The sequence below is a fragment of the Curvibacter sp. GW821-FHT09D12 genome (assembly GCF_059416245.1).
In genome coordinates this window covers 42,069-67,119 of record NZ_JBWKOU010000006.1, presented here as the reverse complement: position 1 = coordinate 67,119, position 25,051 = coordinate 42,069, and the positions used below count along the sequence as shown (strand labels likewise).

21 protein-coding genes and 1 other RNA gene are annotated in these 25,051 nt (G+C 66.7%); 8 read left to right on the top strand and 14 right to left on the bottom strand.

From position 1 onward, the window contains the following. Nucleotides 1–29 precede the first annotated feature (29 nt). The 6 genes from bufB to AC07PT_RS11560 all read right to left on the bottom strand — a co-directional run bounded on the left by bufB (nucleotide 30) and on the right by AC07PT_RS11560 (nucleotide 5,898). On the bottom strand, nucleotides 30–1,697 hold the full coding sequence (gene bufB / locus AC07PT_RS11585; protein ID WP_494656739.1) for an MNIO family bufferin maturase: 1,668 nt from the start codon (nucleotides 1,695–1,697) through the stop codon (nucleotides 30–32). A 77-nt stretch (nucleotides 1,698–1,774) separates the two neighbouring features. Further along, entirely contained in the window at nucleotides 1,775–2,062 is a 288-nt protein-coding gene (gene bufA2 / locus AC07PT_RS11580) for a BufA2 family periplasmic bufferin-type metallophore (protein ID WP_492348179.1), read from the bottom strand. A gap of 159 nt (nucleotides 2,063–2,221) precedes the next feature. After that, a complete protein-coding gene (locus AC07PT_RS11575; RefSeq protein ID WP_494656738.1) occupies nucleotides 2,222–3,214 on the bottom strand; it encodes a tyrosine recombinase XerC in 993 nt (330 codons plus the stop codon). A gap of 8 nt (nucleotides 3,215–3,222) precedes the next feature. Next, complete coding sequence (locus AC07PT_RS11570) at nucleotides 3,223–3,921, bottom strand: DUF484 family protein (protein ID WP_492348177.1); 699 nt, start codon at nucleotides 3,919–3,921, stop codon at nucleotides 3,223–3,225. 36 nt (nucleotides 3,922–3,957) lie between these two features. Continuing rightward, nucleotides 3,958–4,833: a diaminopimelate epimerase gene (dapF, locus tag AC07PT_RS11565; RefSeq protein ID WP_494656737.1), complete on the bottom strand. Its 876-nt coding sequence runs from the start codon at nucleotides 4,831–4,833 to the stop codon at nucleotides 3,958–3,960. 57 nt (nucleotides 4,834–4,890) lie between these two features. After that, nucleotides 4,891–5,898 carry a Bug family tripartite tricarboxylate transporter substrate binding protein gene (locus AC07PT_RS11560; RefSeq protein ID WP_492348175.1) on the bottom strand — a complete coding sequence of 336 codons (1,008 nt, stop codon included), beginning with the start codon at nucleotides 5,896–5,898 and terminating at the stop codon, nucleotides 4,891–4,893. Nucleotides 5,899–6,100: 202 nt separating this feature from the next. Between AC07PT_RS11560 and AC07PT_RS11555 the strand changes: the two genes are divergently transcribed. Together AC07PT_RS11555 and AC07PT_RS11550 are read left to right on the top strand one after the other, a co-directional pair. Next, nucleotides 6,101–7,774, top strand: a complete 1,674-nt coding sequence (locus tag AC07PT_RS11555) for an MBL fold metallo-hydrolase (protein WP_494656736.1) — start codon at nucleotides 6,101–6,103, stop codon at nucleotides 7,772–7,774. 117 nt (nucleotides 7,775–7,891) lie between these two features. Beyond that, complete coding sequence (locus AC07PT_RS11550) at nucleotides 7,892–8,620, top strand: S4 domain-containing protein (RefSeq protein ID WP_492348173.1); 729 nt, start codon at nucleotides 7,892–7,894, stop codon at nucleotides 8,618–8,620. 27 nt (nucleotides 8,621–8,647) lie between these two features. Here the strand turns inward: AC07PT_RS11550 and AC07PT_RS11545 are convergent, their stop codons facing one another. Next, complete coding sequence (locus AC07PT_RS11545) at nucleotides 8,648–10,174, bottom strand: catalase (protein WP_494656735.1); 1,527 nt, start codon at nucleotides 10,172–10,174, stop codon at nucleotides 8,648–8,650. Between the two features lie 242 nt (nucleotides 10,175–10,416). Further along, an RNA gene (gene rnpB, locus AC07PT_RS11540) (RNase P RNA component class A) lies at nucleotides 10,417–10,878 on the bottom strand. A gap of 130 nt (nucleotides 10,879–11,008) precedes the next feature. Here rnpB and cysK point away from each other — a divergent pair. Next, nucleotides 11,009–11,926 (top strand): cysteine synthase A, encoded by a 918-nt coding sequence (gene cysK, locus AC07PT_RS11535; protein WP_492348171.1) that lies wholly within the window; start codon nucleotides 11,009–11,011, stop codon nucleotides 11,924–11,926. A 134-nt stretch (nucleotides 11,927–12,060) separates the two neighbouring features. Further along, nucleotides 12,061–13,809: an NAD(P)/FAD-dependent oxidoreductase gene (locus AC07PT_RS11530; RefSeq protein ID WP_492348170.1), complete on the top strand. Its 1,749-nt coding sequence runs from the start codon at nucleotides 12,061–12,063 to the stop codon at nucleotides 13,807–13,809. Between the two features lie 9 nt (nucleotides 13,810–13,818). On the opposite strand, the gene AC07PT_RS11525 is transcribed toward AC07PT_RS11530, so the two are convergent. Both AC07PT_RS11525 and AC07PT_RS11520 read right to left on the bottom strand, forming a co-directional pair. Then, on the bottom strand, nucleotides 13,819–15,414 hold the full coding sequence (locus AC07PT_RS11525; protein WP_494656734.1) for a methyl-accepting chemotaxis protein: 1,596 nt from the start codon (nucleotides 15,412–15,414) through the stop codon (nucleotides 13,819–13,821). A 93-nt stretch (nucleotides 15,415–15,507) separates the two neighbouring features. Beyond that, nucleotides 15,508–16,860, bottom strand: a complete 1,353-nt coding sequence (locus AC07PT_RS11520; protein WP_492348168.1) for an amidohydrolase — start codon at nucleotides 16,858–16,860, stop codon at nucleotides 15,508–15,510. A gap of 143 nt (nucleotides 16,861–17,003) precedes the next feature. Here AC07PT_RS11520 and AC07PT_RS11515 point away from each other — a divergent pair, with 143 nt between their 5' ends. Then, the gene (locus AC07PT_RS11515; protein WP_492348167.1) at nucleotides 17,004–18,155 is read left to right on the top strand and encodes a GlxA family transcriptional regulator; all 1,152 of its coding nucleotides are present in this window, start codon (nucleotides 17,004–17,006) and stop codon (nucleotides 18,153–18,155) included. 25 nt (nucleotides 18,156–18,180) lie between these two features. Here AC07PT_RS11515 and htpX read toward each other — a convergent pair whose 3' ends face one another. The 4 genes from htpX to rnk all read right to left on the bottom strand — a co-directional run bounded on the left by htpX (nucleotide 18,181) and on the right by rnk (nucleotide 21,572). Then, the gene (htpX, locus tag AC07PT_RS11510; RefSeq protein ID WP_031254624.1) at nucleotides 18,181–19,050 is read right to left on the bottom strand and encodes a protease HtpX; all 870 of its coding nucleotides are present in this window, start codon (nucleotides 19,048–19,050) and stop codon (nucleotides 18,181–18,183) included. Between the two features lie 203 nt (nucleotides 19,051–19,253). Beyond that, complete coding sequence (locus AC07PT_RS11505) at nucleotides 19,254–20,054, bottom strand: DUF3025 domain-containing protein (protein ID WP_492348166.1); 801 nt, start codon at nucleotides 20,052–20,054, stop codon at nucleotides 19,254–19,256. After that, nucleotides 20,039–21,070 carry a dihydroorotase gene (gene pyrC / locus AC07PT_RS11500; protein WP_494656733.1) on the bottom strand — a complete coding sequence of 344 codons (1,032 nt, stop codon included), beginning with the start codon at nucleotides 21,068–21,070 and terminating at the stop codon, nucleotides 20,039–20,041. The genes AC07PT_RS11505 and pyrC overlap by 16 nt, the downstream gene beginning before the upstream one ends. Before the next feature lie 61 nt (nucleotides 21,071–21,131). Further along, nucleotides 21,132–21,572, bottom strand: a complete 441-nt coding sequence (gene rnk, locus AC07PT_RS11495; RefSeq protein ID WP_492348164.1) for a nucleoside diphosphate kinase regulator — start codon at nucleotides 21,570–21,572, stop codon at nucleotides 21,132–21,134. A gap of 466 nt (nucleotides 21,573–22,038) precedes the next feature. On the opposite strand from rnk, the gene AC07PT_RS11490 reads away from it, so the two are divergent. The 3 genes from AC07PT_RS11490 (at nucleotide 22,039) to AC07PT_RS11480 (ending at nucleotide 25,006) form a co-directional block, all read left to right on the top strand. Then, nucleotides 22,039–22,593, top strand: a complete 555-nt coding sequence (locus AC07PT_RS11490) for a TRAP transporter small permease (protein WP_494656732.1) — start codon at nucleotides 22,039–22,041, stop codon at nucleotides 22,591–22,593. Beyond that, entirely contained in the window at nucleotides 22,590–23,888 is a 1,299-nt protein-coding gene (locus AC07PT_RS11485) for a TRAP transporter large permease (RefSeq protein WP_492348162.1), read from the top strand. The genes AC07PT_RS11490 and AC07PT_RS11485 overlap by 4 nt, the downstream gene beginning before the upstream one ends. A 68-nt stretch (nucleotides 23,889–23,956) precedes the next feature. Beyond that, nucleotides 23,957–25,006: a DctP family TRAP transporter solute-binding subunit gene (locus AC07PT_RS11480; protein WP_492348161.1), complete on the top strand. Its 1,050-nt coding sequence runs from the start codon at nucleotides 23,957–23,959 to the stop codon at nucleotides 25,004–25,006. Nucleotides 25,007–25,051 lie beyond the last annotated feature (45 nt).

Sequence of the window (25,051 nt, the reverse complement as noted above, 5' to 3'; positions counted from 1 at the left end):
GCGCCGGGCCGCGGCGGTTTCAGCCAAGCTCAATGTCCGTCCAGCCACCCTTCAGCCCACCAGCATTGCAGCCAGCCGGCCAGCACGGCCGGTTCAGGCAGCACAGGCCCGCCATTGAAGCGCTCGATCACCAAAGCCAAGTGGCCGCCGGGCTCCTGCAAGGCCCGCAAGAAGATCGCCTCGCCCACGTCAAGCGTGCGGAAGTGGGGCTGATGGCCCTGGCGCCACACGCCCAGGCAGCGACTCTGCGGCAGGGACTCGGGCGCAGGCACCGCGTCGTCAGCCTCCAATGCCTGCCACAAGGCCACCACATTGGTGCTCACTTCGCGCAAGACCAGGCCCGGGTGGCAAGCCGGGCTGCGCTGCAACCAGCGCCCTTCAGTGTCCGCCTGGACGGCCTCGGCGCTCAAAGCCGGCCTGTCGGGCCCGTCAAAGCAAGCGCGCAGATCCCAGTCCAGCCGCGCCAGCTCATACAGCTCAAGGTTGCGCGGGTAGCGGGCCCGCAGAAAATCAGCCAGGCCAGCACCATATCGGCCCAGCCCTTCGCCCACAGGCGGGTGGGTGACCGCAAACATACGCGCCTCGGCCTCGAAGGTGTCGCCCCCCATGTAGCGCAGCAAGCGCGGGTGGGCATCGGCCAGCACCTCGGCCAGGCGGGCGCGGTAGGCGTTGCGGTAGATGGCCAGGCCACGCTCGCCACTCAAGCCCTGTGTGCCGGCCAACGGGGCCGTGTCGAGCAAGGCCAGCGCCTGTTCGGCAGGCACCTGGTCGAGCAGGCAGGCGCTGAGGCTGTGTTGCAGTTCAATCAGCGGGGTGGCGGCAACAGCCGGCCAACGCAAGGCGGCTGACGGGCCAGCAGGGGCGGCCCCCGCCAGTGGCCCGCGGGCGATGTCGCGGGCCTGCCCCAACTCGGCCAGCAGCACCGACAAGGGGGGAATGTGGTCATCGCGTTCGATCATGGTGGCCACGGCACCGAAGCGCTGGCAGGCACTCGCGTAAAGCGCCCAGACCTCGGGTGCCACGGGGTGGTCATGGGTGTCGATGATGTGGGTGCCATCGCGCGAATGACCAGCCAGGTGGATTTGCCGCACCCGGGCCGCCGGCAAGGCCTGCAGATAGTCTTGCGGGTCAAAGCCATGGTTCACGCTGCTGACGTAGAGGTTGTTCACGTCCAGCAGCAGATCGCAGTCGGCCGCTTCGACCACGTGCGTCAAAAACTCCCATTCGGCACTCGCCGAATCGCGAAAGCGCAAGTAGCTCGACACGTTTTCCAGCACCAGACGACGCTGCAGCACGTCCTGCGCCTGGCGGATGTGGGCGATCACCCGTCGCGCCGCCTCTTCGGTGTAAGGCAGAGGGTACAGGTCGTGCAGACAGCGCCCCGGTGTGCCGGTCCAGCACAGGTGATCGGACACCCACATCGGCTGCACGCGGTCGGCCAGGGCCTTGACGCGGGCCAGGTACGCCAGATCAAGGCCCTGGGCTGACCCGATGGACATGGCCACGCCGTGCATGGCCATCGGGTAGTCACGGCGGAAGCGATCCAGCATGGCCAGCGGCTTGCCACCTTCGACCAGAAAATTGTCGGTGATGATTTCAAGCCAATCCAGGGGCTGCGGACCCGCCAGAAAATCACCGTAGTGGGGCGTGCGCAAGCCCAGGCCGAAACCGGGCGACTCAGAGGGGGTAGGGCTCATACCAGCGGGCGGCAACCGTGAAAACAGTGAACAAAGGGCACGCTGCCGTGCCCCTGAAAGATCGGCAGATCAGGCCATCAAAGATCGCTGATGGTGCCGCCCTTGCTCAGGCACTGACCGGCGCCGAGGGCCTTGAAGCCATGGCCCTTGCACTCGTTTTGCCCTTTGCAGGCGTGTTCAGCCGTCTTGCAATCGCTCATGCCTTTGCAATCGTTGACGTTGTAGCAATGCACGGTGTCCTTGGCGCCCACCGACTTGCCCATGCCACCCATGGGGGTGTCGGCAGCCATGGCGGCCGAAGCGAAGGCCAGCGCCGATGCGGCCAGGGCGAAAGAAGCGGCAGACTTGAGAGTGGTAGCGTTCATGAGGTGACTCCTGATTCAATGAAAGTGAATGAATGGCTGAAAGACACGGGCGGGGCCTGCGTCCTACCGGAACAGCGCTGAAGCTGCCTCCGATGCACGTCAGTCGGTCTCGGCACTCACTTCTTACAAGAGCAACTCAAAAAAACTGAAATATCAGGCTCATGAAGGCCCGGGCTTCTTGCGGGCCCTGGGATGGGCCGCGTCGTAGGCCTTGGCCAGGTGCTGAAAATCGAGCCGGGTGTAGACCTGCGTGGTGCTGATGTTGGCGTGCCCCAGCAGCTCCTGCACGGCGCGCAGGTCGCCGCTGGACTGCAGCACATGGCTGGCAAACGAGTGGCGCAGCATGTGGGGGTGCACGGCGGCCGGCAGACCGGCCTGCAGGCTGCGACGGCGCAGCCGCTGCCACACCGACTGCGGAGTCAGCCGGGTGCCATGGCGCCCCATGAACAGGGCCGGCTGGGTGCTGGCCGCGCCCGCCAGCTCGCCGCCGCGCAGCGTCAGCCAGCGTTGCAGGGCCGCCAGGGCCGCCCGGCCCAGCGGCACGCTGCGCCGCTTGCTGCCTTTGCCCATCACATGCACCTCGGCCTCGTGCAGGTCAACCCAGCCTCGCCCTTGCTGGTGCGCCTCGGCGCTGGCCTGCAGGTCCAGCCCCACCAGCTCGCTCACACGCAGGCCACAGCCGTACAGCAGCTCGACCATGGCGGCGTCACGCGCCTCCAGCCAGGGGTCGTCGTCGGGGTTGTCGTGCTCGGCCAGTTGCACCGCCGCGTCCACCCCCAGGGCCTTGGGCAAGGGTTGGGGCGACCTGGGGGCGCGCACGTCGGCCACGGGGTTGCTGGCGATCAGGCCCTCGCGCCCAAGCCAGGCATAAAAGCCTCGCCACGAGGACAGCACCAGCGCAATGCTGCGGCCGCCCAGGCCGGCGCCGTGCAACTGGGCGGCCCAGCGGCGCACCTGGGCCGGGGGCACGGCCGGCAGGGCCAGGCCGGCCGTGTCGGCCAGGCTTTGCAGGCGCGTCAGGTGTTCGGTGTAGAGGGTCAGAGTGCGCGTTGCCAGGCGCTTTTCGTAGCGCGCATGGTCCAGGTAGCGCTGAATCAAGGGCTGACTCAGTGACTGGCCCTGGGGCTGGAGAGCGCGATCCCCGGCGTCCACAGGCCCGCTCAGTCGCGCAGGCGGGTCAGGGCTGCGCTGGCCAGTTCGGCCATGCGTTCCAGGAAGTCGGTGCCCATGCCGCTGTGGAAGCGCTGCGGGTCGGGCGAGGCCAGCACCAGCATGCCAAAGGCTGGCGAGGCACTGCCGATGGCGCCCACGCGCAGCGGCAGCAGGGCCAGCGAAACCACGGCGGCCGGATCGGCCAGCCACTGCACCGCTTCAAAGCCTGGGTTGGCGCCGCAGAAGGGCGCCGTCAGTGACGAGGCAAAGGTCTTGGCGTCATCGCTCACGCCCAGGGCAAAGGACTGCTCTGCGTGCGCGGCCGACACGCCCCAGACCTTGATGGCCACCTGGGGCACCTGAAACTGGCCGCGCACATCGGCCGCGATGCGCTCGGGCAGCTCCAGCGGGCTTTCGGTGCGCAACAGGCCCAGGGCCCAGCGCTGCAGCTTGTCGGCAATGATGGCGTTCTCGTTGCTGTGCCGGATCATGTCCATGATGCGGCCTTCGAGCGTCTTGATCTTGTCGCGCAGCATCTCAGCCTGGCGCTCCTGCAGGCTCACGGCGCGGTTGCCATGCGGGCTGGTCATCTGCACGCTGGCCAGCACCTCGGCGTGGCGCTCGAAGAAATCAGGCGAATTGGCCAGGTAGTTGGCAATGTCGTCTTCGGTGATCGGGTTCATGCCAGGGGTTTGGATTGCGGTCATGGGGAGGGCGGGCTCAAGAAGACGGTCAGAAGGAAATCAGAGGTTGTCGGGCACATCGATCTGGCCCTCGAACACGGTCACGGCAGGGCCGGTCATGCGCACGGGCTGGCCCAGGCCGGCCCATTCGATGGTGAGTTGCCCGCCGCGGGTCTGCACGTCGACACGGGCGTCAAGCAGGCCCAGGCGAATGCCTGCCACCACCGCTGCGCAGGCCCCGGTGCCGCAGGCCAGGGTTTCGCCCGTGCCGCGCTCGAACACGCGCAGGCGCACCTGGCTGCGCGACACCACCTGCAGAAAGCCCACGTTGACCCGGCGCGGAAAGCGCGGATGGCTTTCCACCAGGGGCCCCACGCTGGCCACCGGGGCGGTGTCCACGTCGTCCACCAGGGTCACGGCGTGGGGGTTGCCCATGGAGACCACGGCCGCCGCCACCGCATCGAGCGCGGGTTGGCCGGCCAGGGCCAACGGCCACAGCTGCCAAGAACCGTGCGGCCGGGCCTGCAGATCGGTGGCATCAAAGGGGATGTCGGCCAGCTCGAACACCGGCGCCCCCATGTCGACGGTGACACGGCCATCGGGGTTGAGCACCGGCTCGATGATGCCGGCGCGGGTGTGCACGCGGATCGCATCCTTGGTGGTCAGGCCCTTGTCGCGCACGTAGCGGGCAAAGCAGCGCGAGCCGTTGCCGCACTGCTCCACCTCGCCGCCGTCGGCGTTGTGGATGATGTATTCGAAATCGACGCCGGGTGCGGGGCCGGGGCGCACAGTCAGGATCTGGTCGGCGCCCACGCCGAAGTGGCGGTCGGCCAGGTAGCGGTAGTGCGCCGGGCTCAGGGGCAGGCGGGCGGCGGTCTCGTCGAGCACGACGAAATCATTGCCGGCGCCCTGCATCTTGGTGAAGCGGATCTGCATGCCCCGATTATCGGGGCTTCCGGCGCCGCGGCGAAAGCCGGGGCGCCGGGCCTGGGCTCACTCCAGGGTGATGTTGGCGGCTTTCACCACCTCGGCCCACTTGTGCCGATTGGCCTTGACGGTGGCCTTGAACTGTTCTGGGTTCTCCAGGCGCACGCTGTTGCCCGCGCTTTCGAGCTTGGCCTTGACCTCTGGGTTCTCCAACACCGCCTGCACCGCACTGTTGAGGCGCTGCACGATGCGGGCATCGGTCCCCTTGGGGGCAAAAAGGCCAAACCAGATCGAGCTGTCAAAGCCCTTGGTGCCCGGCAGCCCGCTTTCGGCGATGGTGGGCACCTCGGACACCGCACCCACGCGCTTGGCCGTGGTCACCCCCAGCAGGCGCACCTTGCCAGCCTTGTACTGGTTCAACACCGTCTGCACCTGGTTCATGATGCAGCAGGTCTCGCCCCGCAGCACGGCCGTCATGGCCTCGGGGCCGCCCTTGTAGGGCACGTGGATCATGTCCAGCCCGACCCGGGCATTGAACTCGGCAAAGGCCATGTGGGTGCCGGTGCCATTGCCGGTCGAGGCAAAGTTGTACTTGCCGGGGTTGGCCTTGACCAGGTCGACGAACTCCTTGAGCGTCTTCACGTTGATCACGTCGGGGTTGATGGTGAGCACGTTGGACACATCGAGCACCGGGGCCACCGGCACGAAGTCGCTCTCGACGTCGAAGGACAGCTTCTTGTACAGCGCGGCATTGCTGCCATGGGTGGCCGCGGTGCCGAACACCAGGGTGTAGCCATCCGGCTTGGCCCGCGCCACGAACTCGCTGGCAATGTTGCCTGCCGCACCGGGCTTGTAGTCGATCACCACCGGCTGGCCCAGCTGCTTGCCCAGGGGCTCCTGGATGTGGCGCGCCACCACGTCGACGCCCGAACCGGCCGGAAAGGTCATGACCACGGTCAACGCGTGCTGCGGCCAGTCGCCCTGGGCCAGCACCGGCCCGGCCACGCCGATCAGGCCGGCAGCCAGCCAGTTGAAGCCATGGCGCCACAGCGCGCGGCGAAGGGGTTTTGTCATCAAGGCTCTCCCGAAAAATCGACAAGGGGTGAAACGGAATCGAAAGGAATCGCAGCATTGTGACCAGATGCACATGCCTGGAACGTCTTTGCTTATGCCCTGCCGCGTCGCGAGCAAACACCGTGCCGACCTGATGGTCCTGGGGGAAACCCCAGTCCTGAAGGTGTCAACGCCTCCGACACCGCTGCCGATAATGGCCCGCATGACCCGTTCAAGCCAGCTTTTGCACCCTTCACGCGAACCCGCCCCCCTGCGCCCCGCCGCCACCGTGCTGCTGCTGCGCGATGCCACCAGCCCCCAGGGGCAGCCCGGCATCGAGGTGCTGATGACCCGGCGTTCGATGAGCGCCAGCTTTGCCCCGGGCGCCTATGTGTTCCCAGGGGGGGGCATCGATGCGCTGGACGCGGCCTCTCACGCCCAGGCGCGCCGCCGCCCGGGCCAGAGCGACCTGAACCTGACGCGGGCCATCGCGGCCATCCGCGAGAGCTTCGAGGAGTTGGGCGTGCTGCTGGCCTGGCAGGCCGACGGCCGGCTTGCCGATGCCAGCACCATCGCCCAACTGGACCGCAGCCAAGCCTTTGCCGCCCAATGTCAGGCCCTGGGCCTGCGGATGGCGGCCGACCAGGTGTTTGTGCTGGCGCACTGGATCACCGACCGCGACCTGCCCAGGCGCTTTGACGTGCCCTTTCTGGTGGCCCGCATGCCGGCCGACCAGACGCCCGTGGCCGACGAGGCCGAACAGTTCGAACCGGTGTGGGTCAGCCCGGCCGAGGCGTTGGCCCGCCATGCGGCCGGCCAGTTCTTCATCATCTTCCCGACCATCCGCACCCTGGAGCGGCTGCAGGCCTACACGACGGTCGACGCCGTGCTGGCGGATTGCGCCAGCGAGCAGCCGCTGTGGACCAGTTGCCCACGCGCTGGCCTGCTCAATGGGCACGAAGCCCGCTACATGGAGCACGAACAGCCCTACGGCGAACTGGCCCTGGTCTGCCCCGACGGCCAGATCGTGCACGAGCTGGCCTGGCAGACCGATCGCCCGGTGGCCCTGCTGAAGAACGTGCAACGCCTGACCGCCCCCAACCCGGGCGTGATGACCGGCCCGGGCACCAACAGTTACCTGGTGGGCGACCCCGACACCGGTTACATCGCCATCGACCCTGGCCCGGCCGATACCGAGCACCTGGAAAAGCTGTGGCGCGCTGCCGGCGGTGACATCCGCCACATCGTTTGCACCCATTCACACCCCGACCACTCACCCGGCGCCGCCCCGCTGCAGGCCCTGTGCCGGCGCCATGGGCGCCCGGTGCCCGATATCCTGGGCCTGGCCTCGGCCCCCACCGCCCGCGCGGCCAGCGAATTCAGCCCCGAACGAGCCCTGGCCCATGGCGAACGCCTGCTGCTGCAAGCCCCTGGCGAGGCCGCGCCCCGCCACACCCTGGAGGTGCTGCACACCCCCGGGCACGCGGCCAATCACCTGTGCCTGCTGTTGCTGGAGGACGGCCTGCTGTTCTCGGGCGACCACATCCTCAATGGCAGCACCACGGTGGTCGATCCTCCTGACGGCAACATGGCCGACTACATCAACTCGCTGGATCTGCTGGACCAAGCCTGCGAACGCGCGGGCGTGGACTTCATCCTGCCGGCCCATGGCTATGTGCTGGGCCAGGCGCGGGCCGCCGTCGCCCAGCTCAAGGCGCACCGCCTGCAACGCGAGGCCAAGGTGCTGGCCGCCATGCGCGAACGTCCCGAGGGCACCCCTGAACAATGGGTTGAACTGGCCTACGCCGACGTGCCTACCCGCCTGTGGCCGGTGGCCAAACGCTCACTGCTGGCCCATGTGGAGCGCCTGCGCAGCCTGGATGCGACATTGGGCTGAGGCCCGGAATTGCGACTTTTTTGCAGCCCATTGGAAGAAAGTCGCGACTTTCTTCCAACAATCAAGTCAGCATGGGCGCGTAAACTCGGCGCCCCGCCCCAGCCCAGCCCCACCCCCATGACCGACCCCATCCGACTCTCCAAACACGTGGCCGACCAGGCCGCCTGCTCACGCCGCGAAGCCGAATTGCTGATCGAGGGAGGTTGGGTGAAGGTCAACGGGCAGATCGTGGAAGAGCCCCAGCACCGGGTCACGCCCGGTGCCGACGAGGTGCTGGTCGACCCGCAGGCCCGTCCCGAGACCGTGCCGCCCGCCACCCTGCTGTGGTACCGGCCCGACCCGGAGACACCTTGCGATGCGCTGGCCTTGCAGGCAAGCGCCCCGATCAGCCGGTTTCCGGTGCGGGTGCTGAAGCGGCATTTCACCCAGCAGCAGGCCATTGCCGGCCTGGGGGGGCTGGCCACCGGCCTGGTGGTGTTCACGCAGGATGGCCGCATGCGGCGACGCCTGCTGGAAGACGAAGCCGAGATCGAGCAGGAATTCATGCTGGAATTGCCGGGCCAGTTGACCAACGAGGCCATCGACCAGTTGGCCGCCCGCCTGCAACAGGCCCGGCTCTGGCCCCAGGTGCCTGTGGTGGGCAAGCTGAGCCTGAACGCGCGCGGGCCGCAAGGCACCCGGCTGCGTTTTGCCCTGAAGGCCAGCAGTGCCCAAGGGGTGCTGGATTTGTGTGCCAGGGCCGGCCTGCGGCCGCTGGCGCTGCGCCGCACCCGACTGGGCCGGGTGGGTCTGGCCGGGCTGGAGCCCGGCCAGTGGCGCTTCATGGGCCCGCACGAGAAGTTCTGAGCCGGCCCCTCGTTCGCGCCTGTCGCTTTACTCGCTGAGGCGGGCCGCCCGGCGCTGGATCATGGCCGGATCGACCGACAAAGCCTGGGCAATGGCCCGGCCGTAGTCGGCATCGGCCTTGTAGAAGAAAGCCAGCACCGTGTCGCGGGTTTCTGCACTCTTCACCTGCCCCAGATCGCCAGCCAGGTTGGACACCAGGTTCTTGCGCTCGGCCGGGCTCAGGCTGCGGTAAAACTCGCCGGCCTGGCGGAAGTTCAGGGTCTTGCCGATGGCCGCCTGCTGCGTGCTGCCGGCCAGGGGCAAGGCGCTGGACTTGAATTGCGGGTCTTCCTTCACCGCCACCTGACGGCTGGGTTCGTAGTTGACCGAGCCACTGCGCCGGCCACCGTTCATGGCACCGTCCTGGTTGTTCGAGACCACCTCGGCGCGCGGGCGGTTCACCGGCAGTTGCAGCGCATTCACGCCCACGCGGTGCATCTGGGTGTCGGCGTACGAGAACACGCGGCCCTGCAGCAAACGGTCTTCCGAAGCCTCAATGCCCGGCACCAGATTGGACGGCGCGAACGCGGCCTGCTCGGTCTCCTGGAACACGTTGGCCGGATTGCGGTTCAGCGTCATGGTGCCCAGCTTGCGCTCCGGCACACCGGTCCAGATCTTGGTCGGATCCAGCGGATTGAACTCAAAGCTGTTGAGTTGCTCAGGGCGCAGCACCTGCACGTACAGGTCCCACTGCGGGTATCGGCCGCTTTCGATCACCTGCATCAGGGCCCGCGTGGCGTGGTTGAAATCCTGGGCCTGCAGGGCACTGGCCTCGCCGGCAGTCAGGTTGTGCTGCCCCTGCACCGATGCCCAATGGAACTTGACATACACATATTGGCCCTGTGCATTGACCATTTTATAGGCATGCACGCTGTTGCCATCCATCAAATGGTAGCCCTTGGGGGTTCCATAATCAGAATATAGCCGCGTCAGCATGTGGGTAGCCTCGGGCACATGCGAGAAAAAATCAAAGAACCGATTCGGATCCTGCAGATTGGTGTCGGGGGCCGGCTTCAGTGAATGCACCATGTCCGGGAATTTGATGGCATCGCGAATGAAGAACACCGGCAGGTTATTGCCCACCAGATCCCAGTTACCTTCAGGGGTATAGAACTTGGTGGCAAATCCGCGTGGATCACGCAGGGTTTCGGGCGAATGCTGACCATGCACCACCGTCGAGAAGCGCACGAACACCGGCGTTTCCTGGCCGGGCATGAACACCTTGGCGCGGGTCAGTTCAGAGGCATCTGCCGTGGCCTTGAACACCCCGTAGGCACCAGCACCGCGCGCATGCACCACGCGCTCTGGCACCCGCTCACGGTCAAAGCGCTGCAGCTTCTGAATCAGGTGGACGTCTTGCAGCAAAGTAGGCCCTGCAGCGCCAGCCGTTTGGGAGTTTTGATTATCCCCCACCGGCGCGCCATTATCACGTGTCAAAACATCCGCCGAAACCGAGCCCGCCACCAAAGCAGAAACAATTACAGCACTTACAGATCGAAGCACAAAAAATCTCATGAAATCAAAATCCAATCAAATGAAGGGAAAATGATTTTAAAAGCTGGATATTCAACACCAAATCATGAGACAGACATCACCGAGATAATCAAAATCAATCCAGCCATCCGGCCACAGACCTTCGCCACGGACAGCGCACAAAGATGGCAAAAGCAGAATCCAAAAAGAAGAAAACCGGCGAAACCAAGGTCTCGCCGGTGGCATTTGGAATCATCTCGCAAGGTGGAAATGAATGAAATAAAGTGTGAAGTCAGCCGATAAGCCGGATTCTGTGCACCGTGCTTGCGCACGGTGTGACCGCCATTACTCTTGGCCGGGGGTCACCCACCCGGCTCGATGCTACCTACCCGCCAACTCTGCGGAACCACATCAACGTTGGCCTACTTGGTATTGCTGCGCGTAGAGATTGCCCGTTTCACCTTGGTCGGGCACCGACCAAGGTGGCTGTGGGGATCACGCTTGCGCGTGATGGGGCAGGCTTTCGCCCACCCCTACGCGGCTTGCGCCGCTACCCCACAGAACACCCTGATTGGGCCGGATCGACCAAACTCGTCTCTGTTGCTCTGATCCTCACCTCGCGGTGGAGAGCCGTTAGCTCCTACGCTGTCCTGTGCAGTCCGGACGTTCCTCCAGTGCGGTGTTTCCACACGGCGACTTGCGTCGCCGCCCTTTCGGCTAGCACCAGCGGCGGTCTGGCTGACTTCACGGGCGCCATTATGACGGCAAGACATGAGCTTAGACCGACAAGTCGACATCAAGCACGGCAGAATGCGCAGGTGACGGGCCGGCTTCGGCCCCTATCCGCCAACTCATCCCAACCACCGTGGAGACCGCATGAAAGCCGACAACATCCTCCAGACCATTGGCAACACACCCCATGTGCGCATCAACCGCCTGTTCGGCCCTTCGGCTCAGGTGTGGATCAAGTCCGAACGCGGCAATCCTGGGGGCTCGATCAAGGACCGCATTGCGCTGGCGATGGTCGAAGACGCCGAGAATTCGGGCCGCCTGCAGCCCGGGGGCACCATCATCGAACCCACCTCGGGCAACACCGGCGTGGGCCTGGCCATGGTGGCCGCCGTCAAGGGCTACAAGCTGATCCTGGTGATGCCCGACAGCATGTCGATCGAGCGCCGCCGCCTGATGCTGGCCTACGGTGCCAGCTTCGACCTGACCCCGCGCGAAAAAGGCATGAAGGGCGCCATTGCCCGGGCCGAAGAACTGGCCGCCCAGACCCCGGGGGCCTGGATTCCGCAGCAGTTCGAGAACGCGGCCAACATCGCGGTGCACGTGCGCACGACTGCGCAGGAGATCCTGGCCGATTTCCCGGATGGCCTGGACGTGCTGATCACCGGCGTGGGCACCGGCGGCCATATCACGGGCACGGCGCAGGTGCTGAAGGCGAAGTTTCCCCAGCTCAAGGTGTATGCGGTCGAACCCACAGCCTCACCCGTGATCTCGGGGGGCGCACCGGCCCCGCACCCGATCCAGGGCATTGGCGCAGGCTTCATTCCCAAGAACCTCGACACCAGCTTGCTGGACGGTGTGATCCTGGTCGAAGCCGAGGCGGCCCGCGAATACGCTCGCCGCTCGGCGCGTGAAGAAGGCATTCTGGTGGGGATCTCCTCAGGCGCCACGCTGGCCGCCATCGCCCAGAAACTGCCCGAACTGCCGGCCGGCGCCAAGGTGCTGGGCTTCAACTATGACACGGGTGAACGCTATCTGTCGGTGGACGGTTTCCTGCCCTCGTGAGTCCCCAGGATCGAATCCTGAACCAGGAGCGCCGTGGCCTTGAGGCCCGGCGCTTTTTGGCGGCCGGCGGGACGGCCCCTTAAAATCCGGGCCCCGCATTGCCTTTTGCTTGATCAACACAAGCCGGCCCGACCATGATCCGAATTTCCGAACTCAAGCTGCCCCTGTCCACCCTGCCTGAGGACAGCAGCACCCAGCCCGAGCAGGCGCTGCGCGACCAGGCGGCCCAGATCCTGGGCATTGCCCCCAGCGACATTGCCACGCTGCACGTGCACAAGCGCAGCTTCGACGCGCGCAAGCCCGAACTGCTGACGGTGTACATCGTCGACCTGAACCTGCAGGACCCCGGCGCCGAGGCCGCCCTGCTGGCCCGCCATGCCCAGCACCCACACATCCTGCCCACGCCCGACATGGTCTGGCATCCGCCAGGCCACGCGCCTGAAGGTTTCCCCAGCCAGGCCAACGAGCGCCCGGTGGTGGTGGGCTTTGGGCCGTGCGGCATTTTTGCGGCCCTGGTGCTGGCCCAGATGGGTTTCAAGCCCATCGTGCTGGAGCGCGGCAAGACGGTGCGTGAACGCACCAAGGACACCTGGGGCCTGTGGCGCAAGAAGGTGCTCAACCCCGAGTCGAACGTGCAGTTCGGCGAAGGCGGTGCCGGCACGTTCTCGGATGGCAAGCTGTACAGCCAGATCAAGGACCCGCGCCACCTGGGCCGCAAGGTGATGGAAGAATTCGTGCAGGCCGGCGCGCCCGAAGAGATCCTGTACGTGGCGCGCCCCCACATCGGCACCTTCAAGCTGGTGAAGGTGGTCGAGACCTTGCGCGAGCAGATCGTTGCCCTGGGTGGCGAGATCCGATTTGAACAACGTGTGGTCGATGTGACGGTGGACGAAGGGCCTCAGGGCCGCCGCCTGCAGGCCCTCAAGGTGCTGGACGTGGCCAGCGGCCAGACCTACGAGCTGCCCACCCGGCACGCGGTGCTGGCCCTGGGTCACAGCTCGCGCGACACCTTTGCCATGTTGCACCAGCGTGGCGTCTACATGGAGGCCAAGCCCTTCTCGATCGGCTTCCGGGTCGAGCACCCGCAAAGTCTGATCGACCGGGCCCGTTGGGGTCGCCACGCCGGCCACCCGCTGCTGGGCGCGGCCGACTACAAACTGGTGCACCACGCCAGCAATGGGCGGGCGGTTTACAGCTTCTGCATGTGCCCGGGCGGCACCGTGGTGGCGGCGACCTCCGAGCCGGGGCGCGTGGTCACCAACGGCATGAGCCAGTACTCGCGCAATGAGCGCAACGCCAACGCCGGCATCGTGGTCGGGATCGACCCGGTCGATTACCCCAGCGATGCCGCGGCCTTTGAATGGGCGCTGGGCGATCAACAACGCTGGCAGGCGCCTGCCGACGGCAGCGTGCACCCTCTGGCCGGCGTGGTGTTGCAGCGGCAACTGGAATCGCGCGCCTATGAGCTGGGCGGCAGCAATTACGAAGCCCCCGGACAGCTGGTGGGCGACCTGGTGGCGGGGCGCCCGTCCACGGCACTGGGTTCGGTGGAGCCCTCGTACAAGCCCGGCGTGAAGATGGGCGACCTGTCGCTGGCCCTGCCTGAATACGCCATCACGGCCATGCGCGAGGCTTTTCCGGCTTTTGGTCGCAAGATCAAGGGCTTTGACCTGCACGACGCGGTGCTGACCGGCGTCGAGACGCGCACCTCGTCGCCGCTCAAGATGACACGCGACGAGCATTACCAGAGCCTGAACACGCGCGGCCTGTTCCCTGCCGGTGAAGGCGCCAGCTACGCCGGTGGCATCCTGTCGGCCGGGGTGGACGGCATCAAGGTGGGCGAGGCGGTGGCCAAAAGCCTGCTGGGCGTACCCCCACGCTGAAGCGACACCTCAGCCCAGCCGAAGCTGAGCCGCCGCCCCGGCCGAGGCCGGCAGGCGAAAGGTTTCCACCAGTTCTGCGAGTTGCTGGGCCTGGCTGCGCAAACCCTGCGCGGCCGCAGCCGACTCCTCGACCAAGGCGGCATTCTGCTGCGTGATCTGATCCAGGCGCACCACCGCTTCGTTGACTTGGCCCAGCCCGGTGCTTTGCTCACGGGCCGAGTGGCTCAGTTCGGCCACGATGGTGCCCACCCGGGCCACCGAATCGACGATGTCGCCCATGGTCGTGCCGGCCTGCTGCACCAGTTGCGCCCCCGTGCCCACCTCATTCACGCTGCTGGCGATCAGGTCGCGGATCTCCTTGGCGGCAGTGGCGGCACGCTGGGCCAGCACACGCACCTCGCCGGCCACCACGGCAAAGCCCCGCCCTTGCTCGCCGGCCCGCGCCGCCTCGACGGCCGCGTTGAGAGCCAGGATATTGGTCTGAAAGGCAATGCCATCGATCACGCTGGTGATGTCGGCGATGCGGCGCGACGAGCCCGATATCGCATCCATGGTGGCCACCACGCGCTGCACCACCTCCCGGCCCTGAACAGCCACCTGGCTGGCAGACGCCGCCAGGCCTTCGGCCTGCTGGGCCGAGGCGGCACTGTGCTGCACGGTGCTGAGCAACTCCTCCATGCTGGCCGCCACCTCTTCAAGGTTGGAGGCAGTCTGCTCGGTGCGGGCCGAGAAATCGTTGTTACCCGCCGCAATCTCCTGGCTGGCATTGGCCACCTGGGCACTGGCGCTGCGCATGCCGGCCACCAACTCGACCAGACGCGCCTGCATGTGGCCCAGGCGGGCCAACAGGGCCAGCACCTCGTCGCGCTGGCCGGCCTGCTCGGCCGGCACGGGCTGGGTCAGGTCGCCCTGGGCGATGTGCGCCGCCAGGCCCGAGGCCTGGTCCACCGGGCGCAGGATCGAGCGGGCCAGCCACAGGGCGCTGACCACGCTCAGCAGCAAGCCCACCACCGAGCCCGTCACCAGCAAGCTGATGCCCTGGCGCTGGCTGCTGAGCGCTGCGGCCCGGGCCTCGGCCACGCGCTGGCGCTGGTGTTCGGCCAATTGATCGACAGCGGCGGCGTAGCGATCGGCCGCCGGGCGCAGCAACCCGCGAATCGAATCCTCTGATACAGCCTCCCCCGCGGCCTTCTGCTTGACGAGTTTGTCGCGGGCCTCGCGAAAAGCGTTGCCGGCCTGGTCGATGGCGGTGAACAGATCGCGCGAGGCGGCATCGGTGGCCAGCGCATCGAGGCGCTTGCGCACCTCGGCTGAGCGCGCCGAGGTGGCCTTGCGGTCGGCATCGATGCGGGCGGCAAAGGCGGGGTTGTCAATCAACAACAGGGTCTCGGCCCGGCTGGAGCTGATGACCACGATGGCGTGCAACTCGCGCGCCAGCAAGGCGCGCTCGGAAGAGTCCCCACCCAGGTCATCGGCAATGCCTTGCAGCTGGACCAGGCGCCACACCCCGATGGCCGCCGCCAGTGACATCACCAGGCACACCACACCAAAAGCCAGGGCCAGGCGGGGGGCCAGGCGAATCCGGGACGAAGCCAGCAATGCCATACCGATGCTCCAGGGTAAATCACCAACGGAGCACCAGAATAGTTCAGCGGTATATCGATGCCAAGCGGAATTTCCGCGCAGCATCAGCCCGCCTCAACTCCGGTTGAGGAAATCCAGTGCCAGGACGCTCAGTGAGCGCACGCCCATGGGCAGCGCCTCTTCGTTGAAGTCGAAGCGCGGCGAATGGTTGGACGGCGCCGTGGCGGCCTGCTGGCCCTTGGGGGTGGCGCCCAGGAAAAAGAAGAAGCCGGGCACCACTTTCTGGAATTCAGAGAAGTCTTCCGAGCCGCTGATCTTGGGCACAACGACCGCCTGACCATTCATGGCCTGCTTCAGGGCGGGTACCGACGCCTGGGTGAGCGCAGGCGAGTTCACCGTGACCGGGTAGGCCACCGGGCCAAAGCGCACCTCGGCCTTGGCTCCGCTGCTCTCGGCGATCAACTGGGCCGTGGTGCGGATGCGCTTTTGAGCATCGCTGCGCATGGCCTCGTCAAAGGTGCGCAGGGTGCCCTGCATCTCAACCTTGTCGGGGATGATGTTGAAGCGAGTGCCGCCATGGATGGCGCCGATCGTGAGCACAGCCGGTTCTTCTGTGATGTTGAGCTGGCGACTCACCACGGTCTGCAGCCCCAGCACCACCTGGCTGGCGGCGACGATGGGGTCGACCCCGGCCCAGGGTGCCGAGCCATGCGCCCCCCGGCCCAGCACATTGATGTAGATGTCGTCGGCACTGGCCATCAATGGGCCACTGCGGTAGCCGGCCACACCGAAAGGAATATTGGCGGTGAGGTGCAGCCCATAGATCGCCTGCACATCCTTGAGCACACCCTGTTCGATCATGGCCTTGGCGCCAAAACTGGGTGACACGCCCTTGGCATCCGGCTCGCTCGGAGCGCCTTCTTCGGCGGGCTGGAAGATGAAACGCACCGAGCCGTGGATCTGGTCTTTCATGCCCGCCAGGGCCTGGGCCACGCCCATCAGGATGGCGGTGTGCCCATCGTGCCCGCAGGCGTGCATCACCGGCACCTCCTTGCCCAGGTACTGGGCCTTGACCTTGGAGGCGAATGGCAGGCCCGTGCCTTCGGGCACGGGCAGCGCGTCCATGTCGGCACGCAAGGCCACCAGCTTGCCCGGGTGGGCGCCCTGCAGGGTGGCCACCACACCCGTACCACCGACGCCCGTCTGCACGCTCAACCCCAGACCGCGCAGGTGCTCAGCCACCAGGGCTGCGGTGCGCTGCTCCTGTCCCGACAGCTCAGGGTGGGCATGGATGTCGCGCCGCCAGCTCACCAGTTGAGGCGACACCTTGGCGATCTGTGCATCGAGCGCCTGCAGCGTGGGGGCATCCACCCCCTGGGCCTGCGCGGCCGAGGCCAGGACCAGCAGGGCACTGGAGACAGCCGCCAGAGCGGCACGATGGGACGAGGACGGTGAACGCAGTTTCATGGGGGTTTCGCCTTGGACTGTTGGAAAACATCCATGCTAGGGCGGCTTGTGTCACACAGAGGGCGCTGGAATCGCCATTGCTACAGCCAAAATAGCCACCGGCCAAGCTGCTAACGCAGCGCCCACCGGCCCTTCGCCAAACCATGCCGCCCACCCTCACCCGCCCGCCTGCACCGACCACCGCCCTGTCGCCTCGCCAAGGCCTGCATGTGGACATCCCGCTGCTGCCCCAGGTCACGCTGGGCAGCGCCCTGACGTTGATCGATCTGCTGCGCACGGCGCGCATGCTGGCCCAGCTTCGCCTGGGGGTGCTGGCGCCCCCCATCAGTTGGCGCCTGCTCACGGCCGAAGGCGGCGCCTGGCCGCCAGCGGCCTCGCAGGCCACAACACACCCGGTGCCCGTCACCCTGGCCTCTCGCTTTGAAGACTACCTGGGCAGCGCCCCACCCACCGGACAAGGCGTGGTTCAACACGCCGTGTTCCTGCCCCCCATGCTCGCGGCCGACATCCCCAGCGTGCGCGCTCTGGTGCAGGACCAAGGCGTTCTGGTGACGGCACTGCGCCAGGCCTTGGACGCCGGTGGCCTGCTGGCCTGTCAAGGCAACAGTGCCTGGCTGGCCGCCGCCACCGGGCGGGCTGGGGGCCGCGCGCTCGTGTTGCCCTGGTTCTACGCATCAGCGTTTCGGGACGACCATCCGGAGGTGCGGCTGGTCGCCGATCAGGCCTGCGTGGTCGAGGCGCCCTGGTTCAGCGCGGCCGGGGCTGAGCAGTTGGGTGGGCTGGTCTGCGCCCTGCTGGAACACAGCACCGGGCCCGGTCTGGCCCAGCTGTGCCGCCAGGCCTTCGAGTTCGACCCCGAGCGCAGCCGGGCCGCGGCCCAGGCCAGCGCCCAGATTCGCAAGACCCGCGACAGCACCCTGGCGCGGGCCATTGCGTGGCTGGAACAGCACCTGGAGGCGCCCTACGACCTGGCCACCGTGGCCGCCGCAGCGGCGGTGAGCCCACGCACCCTGCTGCGGCATTTCCGCCAGGAACTGGGCCGCAGCCCGCTGGACCAGCTGCACCGGATGCGCTGCGCCCGGGCCCGGGTGATGCTGGAGATCACCCTGGAGAGCGTGCCCACCATCGCGTTGGCCTGCGGCTACAGCGACCCCCATGCCTTCCGACGGGTGTTTGCCCGCCACAGCGGGTGCACGCCTTCAGCCTACCGCGAAGCCCATGCACTGCGGGCCCCGAGAGCCCGTTGGCGGCTGGACCCGGCGCAATGGGACAAGGCCAGCGCCCAGGCCCTGTGATGAGCCGGCAGATGATCCAGAAGGATCAGCTGGCCTGCAGGCGCGCAATGCGCTCTTCGATCGGCGGGTGGGTGGAAAACAGCTTGCCCAGGCTGCCGGTGATGCCCATGGCGGCCACGCTCTTGGGCAGCTCGCCGGGCACCATGCCACCCAGGCGCGCCAGCGCATGCACCATGGGCTGCTTGCGACCCATCAACTGGGCTGCGCCGGCATCGGCACGGAACTCGCGCTGGCGCGAGAACCAGGCCACGATCATCGAGGCCAGGAAGCCCAGCAGGATGTCGAGCACGATCGTGGTGATCATGTAGCCGATGCCCGGGCCCGATCGTTCGTCGTCGCCCTTGCGCAAAAAGCTGTCGACGGCGTAGCCGATGACGCGCGACAGGAACACCACAAAGGTGTTCATCACGCCCTGGATCAGGGTCATGGTGACCATGTCGCCATTGGCCACGTGGGCAATCTCGTGGCCGATCACGGCCTCGACCTCTTCACGCGTCATGCCTTGCAACAACCCGGTGGACACGGCCACCAGCGCCGAATTCTTGAAGGCACCGGTGGCAAAGGCGTTCGCCTCGCCTTCGTAGATGCCCACCTCGGGCATGGCGATACCGGCCTTGTCGGCAAAGCGGCGCACGGTGTCGACGATCCAGGCCTCGTCAGGCGACTGGGGCTGGTTGATCACGCGCACACCCGACGTCCATTTGGCCATGGGCTTGCTGATCAGCAGCGAGATGAAGGCGCCGCCAAAGCCCATGATCAGGGCAAAGCCCAGCAGCGCACCCAGGTTGAGGCCATTGGCCGTGAGGTAGCGGTTCACGCCCAGCAGGCTGGCCACGATGCCCAGCACCACGACCACGGCCACGTTGGTGAGCACCAGCAAAAGAATACGTTTCATCAAAGCTCCATCTAGGGTTGTCGGTCAGGTCTTGAGGTGGGGGCGACTCGATGGCCGCCAACCCCCAGGCCCATGCGCAATGTGCTTTGTTATCGAATGCTTTTGCAGGCCTGCGCAGGCCTTGTTCCGAAGGGGGATCTTAGTGGGAAAAGTTCCGGACAGCCGGGAAGGGCCGCATCCGGCCGGGGGCACCGTCGCCCGGGTCAGGCCGCGGCGACGGGCAGGCGCCGCTCGACCGTCGGGCGCAAGGGCCTGAAAACCTGGCTGTCGAGGTAGAAGTCGGGGCTTTGGTTTGCCGCCCACCAGCCCGGCACGCCCAGCACCGGCAAGGGCACAAAGGGCTTGGTGGCCAGCTTGGCAGGTGTCAGATCGGTCGCCAGCCAGGCGTCCAGGGCGGCAGCCTGTCCGTCACAGTCGCCCGGCACGTGCCAGACATGGGCCGTGACGGCCTTGTAGGGTCGCACCAGTTGCTCCAACAGGGCGTGGCCGAACAACAACAGGCGGGCCTGCCCCCAGAGGGGTCGCAAGGGGCCGAACAGATCGACCCAGCGGCGCTCCTGCAGGGCCTGCCACAGGGGATCGGGGGCCTGCAAGAGCGCGCCGTTCTCATCCAGCAACGTCAGGGCGTCTCGCACCGGCCCGCGCAGGGAGCGGCTGTCGGCCGGGCCCCGGGTCGGTTGGACCAGCTCACGGACATGCAGGTCGTTGAGCCGCTGTTTGGCCTGGGGCCAATGCAACCAGCCCAGGCCGTTGAAAAAGTCGTGAAGGTTGTCGCGGGTCGGCACCAGGCCTTGATCGTGGATGCCCTGCTCATAGGCGGCGGCACCGGCGGCCTGGGTCTGCGGCTGGAAGCGGCACGCCAGCCCGGCCGCCAGGGCGGCCTGGTTGAGCGCACCGGCCACCGAAGCCCCGGCCAGCACTGAGGCGGCCAGCGGCTCGCCCACAGCGCGCCAGGGGGCCAGCCAGGGGGCGGCCCAGTCGATGTCGATCAGACCAGGCGCCAAGGCAGGGCTTCGCCAGCGCGCAGCGGTTTGAGTTCGGCCTGGCCGAAAGTGAAGCTTTCGGGCGGGGTCCAGCTTTCGCGCTTCAAGGTGATGTGGCCGGTGTTGTGCGGCAGGCCGTAAAAGTCGGCCCCATTGAAGCTGGCGAAGGCCTCCAGCTGATCCAGCCGGCCCACGCGGTCAAAAGCCTCGGCGTACAGCTCGATGGCAGCGTGCGCCGTGTAGCAGCCGGCACAGCCTGTGGCGTGCTCCTTCAGGTGGGCCGGATGCGGTGCGCTGTCAGTGCCCAGGAAGAAGCGGGGGTTGCCACCGGTGGCCACGTCCACCAGGGCCTGGCGGTGGGTTTCACGCTTGAGCACGGGCAGGCAGTAGTAGTGCGGGCGGATGCCGCCCGTGAAGATGGCGTTGCGGTTGTACAGCAGGTGGTGGGCGGTGATGGTGGCGCCGGTGAAACGGTCCGCCTCCTGCACGTACTGAGCGGCTTCGCGGGTGGTGATGTGCTCGAACACGATCTTGAGCTCGGGGAAGTCGCGGCGCAGCGGGATCAGCTGGGTCTCGATGAACACGGCTTCGCGGTCGAACAGGTCAATGTCGGACGAGGTGACCTCGCCATGCACCAGCAACAGCAGGCCCTCGCGCTGCATGGCCTCCAGCGTGGGGTAGATCTTGCGCAGGTCGGTCACGCCCGCGTCGCTGTTGGTGGTCGCCCCGGCGGGGTAGAGCTTGCAGGCCACGACACCGGCGGCCTTGGCACGCACGATCTCCTCGGGCGGCAGATTGTCGGTGAGGTACAGCGTCATCAGCGGCTCGAAGTTCAAGCCGGCCGGCACGGCGGCGCGGATGCGGTCACGGTAGGCCAGCGCCTGCTCGGCCGTGGTCACCGGGGGCTTGAGGTTGGGCATGATGATGGCGCGCCCGAACTGGGCGGCCGTGTGTGGCACCACGGTGTTCAGCGCGTCGCCATCGCGCACATGAAGGTGCCAGTCGTCGGGGCGGGTGATCTTGAGGAGGTCGGTCATGGGCGGGGATTTTCGCACTCCTGGGCCAGGGGCGCCCCGCACCAGAGCCCTGCCTGGGCTCTCAGACCGTGAAATGCCCGGCCGCCTCGGGCTGGTATTCGATCGACACGATGACCCAGCAGGCCTCGCGCCCATCGGGGGTCTGCCACTGCACCTGCTGGCCCACCGGCCAGCCCAGCAGGGCCAGCCCCACGGGCGACAGCACTGACAACTGCCCTTTTTCAGGCCGGGCCTCGGCGGGGTAGGCCAGCGTGATGTGGCGCAGCGGCCCCCCGTCGACAGGTTTCACCGTGACACGCGACTGCATGGTCACGACACCACGCGGGATGTCGCGCGATGGCACGACGTCTGACTCGTCAAGCACGGTGGCCAGGGCGCTGGCCAGGGGTTCGGGCAGGGGTTGGCGCTCACGCAGGCGACGCAGGCGCACCTCGTCGAGTTCGGTCAACACGCGGTGTTCGGCCGCTGGCGAGGGGTGGGGGGCAAAAGGTTTGGAATCCATGGTCAGTTCGCTCAGGCAAGAATTCAGACAGAGAGTCACCGGCGTGGACCGGCCGGCTCGGTGGCTGGCGGCTGGGCTTCAAGGCCAAGCCGCACTGAGGGCCCGGCGATTCAGCCAAAACGAACGAACGAATCACCGGGCTCGGGGGTCTGCGGCGAGGACGCCGCGGCGCAAGGGGTGAAGTCGGATTGGATTCATGGACAAGCATCTTAGAAGCGGAAGGCCGCTCCAGTGTTTCAACCTGTAAATGGCGTGGAATGAACCCGGGGTCACCGGGGTGCCAACGGGCACAAGACGCTACAAATGGTAAGACGATAATACCGATGCGCGCCTGGTGGATTCACCGCTACCATGGCCCGCGGTCGTCGCCGAGGCTGTTATCCGGGCCCTGCAGCGAACCGGCCCTCTGCTGTGCGCCATCCGCGTGCCGCGTTCCTGCGTTCTTTTGCCAACCCTGTTGCCCAACATGTCCTCTTCTCCAGCCAAGCCGCCCGTGCTTGACCCCGCCAACCTGCCTGAACCAGAAGCCGACGAACCCACGCGCGTGCCCCTGGCCATCGAAGACTGGCTGACCGTGCTGATCATGGCGGCCCTGGCCTTGATCACCTTTGCCAATGTGCTGGTGCGCTATTTCACCAACTCCTCGTTTGCCTGGACCGAGGAGTTCTCGGTTTTCCTGATGATTGTGTTGGCCCTGGTGGCCGGCTCGGCTGCGGTGGCGCGCGACCGCCACATCCGCATCGAATATTTCTCGGACAGCGGCTCGATGGCGCGCCGGCGCGGCCTGGCCTGCTTTGGAGCCCTGATGGTGGCCCTGCTGTTCGGCGCGATCGCCGTGTTGAGCGTGCGCGTGGTGTGGGACGACTACCGCTTCGGCGAAACCTCACCCGGCATCGGGGTGCCGCAATGGTGGTATTCGATCTGGATGCCGATCATCTCGGCGGCCATCAGCCTGCGGGCCTTCGGCCTGTTCCTGCGCCGCCTGCGCGGTGCCGTGGCCGAGGTGGAGGCCCAACCATGATTGCCACCCTGTTGTTCATCGCCTTCCTGGCCATGATGCTGGCTGGCGTGCCCATCGGGGCCTCGCTGGGCCTGGCCGGTACGGCCGCCATCGCTGCCGCCAACCTGGACGCCCAATGGTTTGGCCTGCTGGCCGTGCCGCAGAACTTCTATGCCGGCCTGGGCAAGTACCCGCTGCTGGCGATCCCCATGTTTGTGCTGGTGGGCTCGATCTTCGACCGCTCGGGCGTGGCCCTGCGGCTGGTCAATTTCGCCGTGGCCATCGTGGGGCGCGGCCCCGGCATGCTGCCCCTGGTGGCGATTGCCGTGGCCATGTTCCTGGGTGGCATCTCGGGCTCGGGCCCGGCCAATGCCGCCGCCGTGGGCGGCGTGATGATCGCGGCCATGTCGCGCGCCGGCTACCCTGCCAGCTTCTCGGCCAGCGTGGTGGGTGCCGCGGCGGCCACCGACATCCTGATCCCGCCCTCCGTTGCTTTCATCGTGTATTCGGTGCTGGTGCCCGGGGCCTCGGTGCCGGCCCTGTTCGCCGCCGGCATGGTGCCCGGTGTGCTGGCCGGCCTGGCGCTGATCGTGCCCGCCGTGTGGATGGCACGCAAACACAAGATGGGCGCCCTCGAATCGAGCCTGCCCCGCCCCGCTTTCTGGAAGAGCCTGCGCGAAGCGGTGTGGGGTCTGGCGGCCCCGGTGCTGATCCTGGGCGGCATGCGCGCCGGCTGGTTCACGCCGACCGAGGCCGCCGTGGTGGCCGTGTTCTACGGCTTGTTCGTGGGCATGTTCATCCACCGCACGATCCGCTTCCGCGACCTGTTCGTGATCCTGCGCGAGTCGGGCGAGCTGTCGGCGGTGATCCTGATCGTGGTGTCGCTGGCCGGCATCTTTGCCTACTCGCTGTCCACCCTGGGCATCATCGACCCCGTGACCCGGGCCATCGTGAACTCGGGCCTGGGCGAATATGGCGTGCTGGCGCTGCTGATTCTGCTGCTGATCACGGTGGGCATGTTCCTGGACGGGGTGTCGATCTTCCTGATCTTCGTGCCCCTGCTCCTGCCCATCGTGCAGTACTACAAATGGGACCCGGTGTGGTTTGGCGTCATCCTGACGCTGAAGGTGGCACTGGGTCAGTTCACCCCGCCGCTGGCGGTCAACCTGATGGTGTCCTGCCGCATTGCCAAGGTGCGCATGGAAGAGACCGTGCAATGGGTGGGCTGGATGCTGTTCTCGATGTTCCTCATCATGGTGCTGGTGATTGCCTTCCCCGAACTGGCCCTGTGGCTGCCGAGGCAGATGGGCTATTGAGAGCCGCCCACCCGCTCGTTCATACCGATTCAGATCTGTCCCATTCGATTCGACCCAAGGAGACCTTCATGACGAAAAACACTTTCCAGACTTTCAAGCGCACTTTGCTGGCGCTGGCTGTGGGCAGCGTGGCCCTGGCGGCGCTGCCGGGCACGGCCTCGGCGCAGAACTACAAGTCCGAGTACCGGATGTCCCTGGTGCTGGGCCCGGCCTTCCCCTGGGGCAAGGGCGGCGAGATCTGGGCCAACAAGGTGCGTGAACGCACCCAGGGTCGCATCAACATCAAGCTGTACCCGGGTGTGTCGCTGATCCAGGGCGATCAGACACGTGAATTCAGCGCCCTGCGCCAGGGCGTGATCGACATGGCCGTGGGCTCGACCATCAACTGGTCGCCCCAGGTCAAGCAGCTCAACCTGTTTTCGCTGCCCTTCCTGATGCCCGACTACGCTGCCGTGGACTCGCTGACCCAGGGCGATGTCGGCAAGAACCTGTTCAAGGTGCTGGATCAGGCTGGCGTGATGCCCCTGGCCTGGGGCGAGAACGGCTACCGCGAGATCTCGACCTCCAAGCTGCCGATCAAGAAGCCCGAAGACCTCAAGGGCCTGAAGATCCGCGTGGTGGGCTCGCCCCTGTTCCTGGACACCTTCAGCGCCCTGGGCGCCAACCCCACCCAGATGAGCTGGGCCGATGCCCAGCCCGCACTCGCCAGCGGTGCAGTGGATGGTCAGGAAAACCCGATCTCGATCTTCACGGCCGCGAAGCTGCACACCGTGGGCCAGAAGTACGTGACGATGTGGGGCTACATTTGCGACCCGCTGGTGTTCGTGGTCAACAAGGACATCTGGAACTCCTGGACCCCGGCTGACCGTGAGATCGTTCGCCAGGCCGCGCTGGATGCCGGCAAAGAAGAAACCGCCCTGGCCCGCAAGGGCCTGGTCGAGGCCGACAAGCCGCTGCTCAAGGAAATCGCGGGCCACGGCGTGAATGTGGTGCAACTCAGCGCGGCCGAGCGCGAGGCTTTTGTGAAGGCCACCCGCCCGGTGTACGACAAATGGAAGAACACCGTCGGCGCCGATCTGGTGACCCAGGCCGAGAAGGCCATCGCGGCGCGGAAGTGATCCCAGGCCTGCGGCCTGCAAGGCCGCGGGCCCATACAAAAAGCC

What these genes read in the sequence shown, in the direction of transcription:
- rnk (WP_492348164.1), bottom strand. Translation starts at nt 21,572, where the DNA reads ATGGATTCCAAACCTTTTGCCCCCCACCCCTCGCCAGCGGCCGAACAC.
- AC07PT_RS11560 (WP_492348175.1), bottom strand. Translation starts at nt 5,898, where the DNA reads ATGACAAAACCCCTTCGCCGCGCGCTGTGGCGCCATGGCTTCAACTGG.
- AC07PT_RS11570 (WP_492348177.1), bottom strand. Translation starts at nt 3,921, where the DNA reads ATGACCGCAATCCAAACCCCTGGCATGAACCCGATCACCGAAGACGAC.
- AC07PT_RS11525 (WP_494656734.1), bottom strand. Translation starts at nt 15,414, where the DNA reads ATGGCATTGCTGGCTTCGTCCCGGATTCGCCTGGCCCCCCGCCTGGCC.
- dapF (WP_494656737.1), bottom strand. Translation starts at nt 4,833, where the DNA reads ATGCAGATCCGCTTCACCAAGATGCAGGGCGCCGGCAATGATTTCGTC.
- AC07PT_RS11480 (WP_492348161.1), top strand. Translation starts at nt 23,957, where the DNA reads ATGACGAAAAACACTTTCCAGACTTTCAAGCGCACTTTGCTGGCGCTG.
- AC07PT_RS11490 (WP_494656732.1), top strand. Translation starts at nt 22,039, where the DNA reads ATGTCCTCTTCTCCAGCCAAGCCGCCCGTGCTTGACCCCGCCAACCTG.
- cysK (WP_492348171.1), top strand. Translation starts at nt 11,009, where the DNA reads ATGAAAGCCGACAACATCCTCCAGACCATTGGCAACACACCCCATGTG.
- bufA2 (WP_492348179.1), bottom strand. Translation starts at nt 2,062, where the DNA reads ATGAACGCTACCACTCTCAAGTCTGCCGCTTCTTTCGCCCTGGCCGCA.
- AC07PT_RS11550 (WP_492348173.1), top strand. Translation starts at nt 7,892, where the DNA reads ATGACCGACCCCATCCGACTCTCCAAACACGTGGCCGACCAGGCCGCC.
- AC07PT_RS11515 (WP_492348167.1), top strand. Translation starts at nt 17,004, where the DNA reads ATGCCGCCCACCCTCACCCGCCCGCCTGCACCGACCACCGCCCTGTCG.
- bufB (WP_494656739.1), bottom strand. Translation starts at nt 1,697, where the DNA reads ATGAGCCCTACCCCCTCTGAGTCGCCCGGTTTCGGCCTGGGCTTGCGC.
- AC07PT_RS11530 (WP_492348170.1), top strand. Translation starts at nt 12,061, where the DNA reads ATGATCCGAATTTCCGAACTCAAGCTGCCCCTGTCCACCCTGCCTGAG.
- AC07PT_RS11545 (WP_494656735.1), bottom strand. Translation starts at nt 10,174, where the DNA reads ATGAGATTTTTTGTGCTTCGATCTGTAAGTGCTGTAATTGTTTCTGCT.
- AC07PT_RS11520 (WP_492348168.1), bottom strand. Translation starts at nt 16,860, where the DNA reads ATGAAACTGCGTTCACCGTCCTCGTCCCATCGTGCCGCTCTGGCGGCT.
- pyrC (WP_494656733.1), bottom strand. Translation starts at nt 21,070, where the DNA reads ATGACCGACCTCCTCAAGATCACCCGCCCCGACGACTGGCACCTTCAT.
- AC07PT_RS11485 (WP_492348162.1), top strand. Translation starts at nt 22,590, where the DNA reads ATGATTGCCACCCTGTTGTTCATCGCCTTCCTGGCCATGATGCTGGCT.
- htpX (WP_031254624.1), bottom strand. Translation starts at nt 19,050, where the DNA reads ATGAAACGTATTCTTTTGCTGGTGCTCACCAACGTGGCCGTGGTCGTG.
- AC07PT_RS11555 (WP_494656736.1), top strand. Translation starts at nt 6,101, where the DNA reads ATGACCCGTTCAAGCCAGCTTTTGCACCCTTCACGCGAACCCGCCCCC.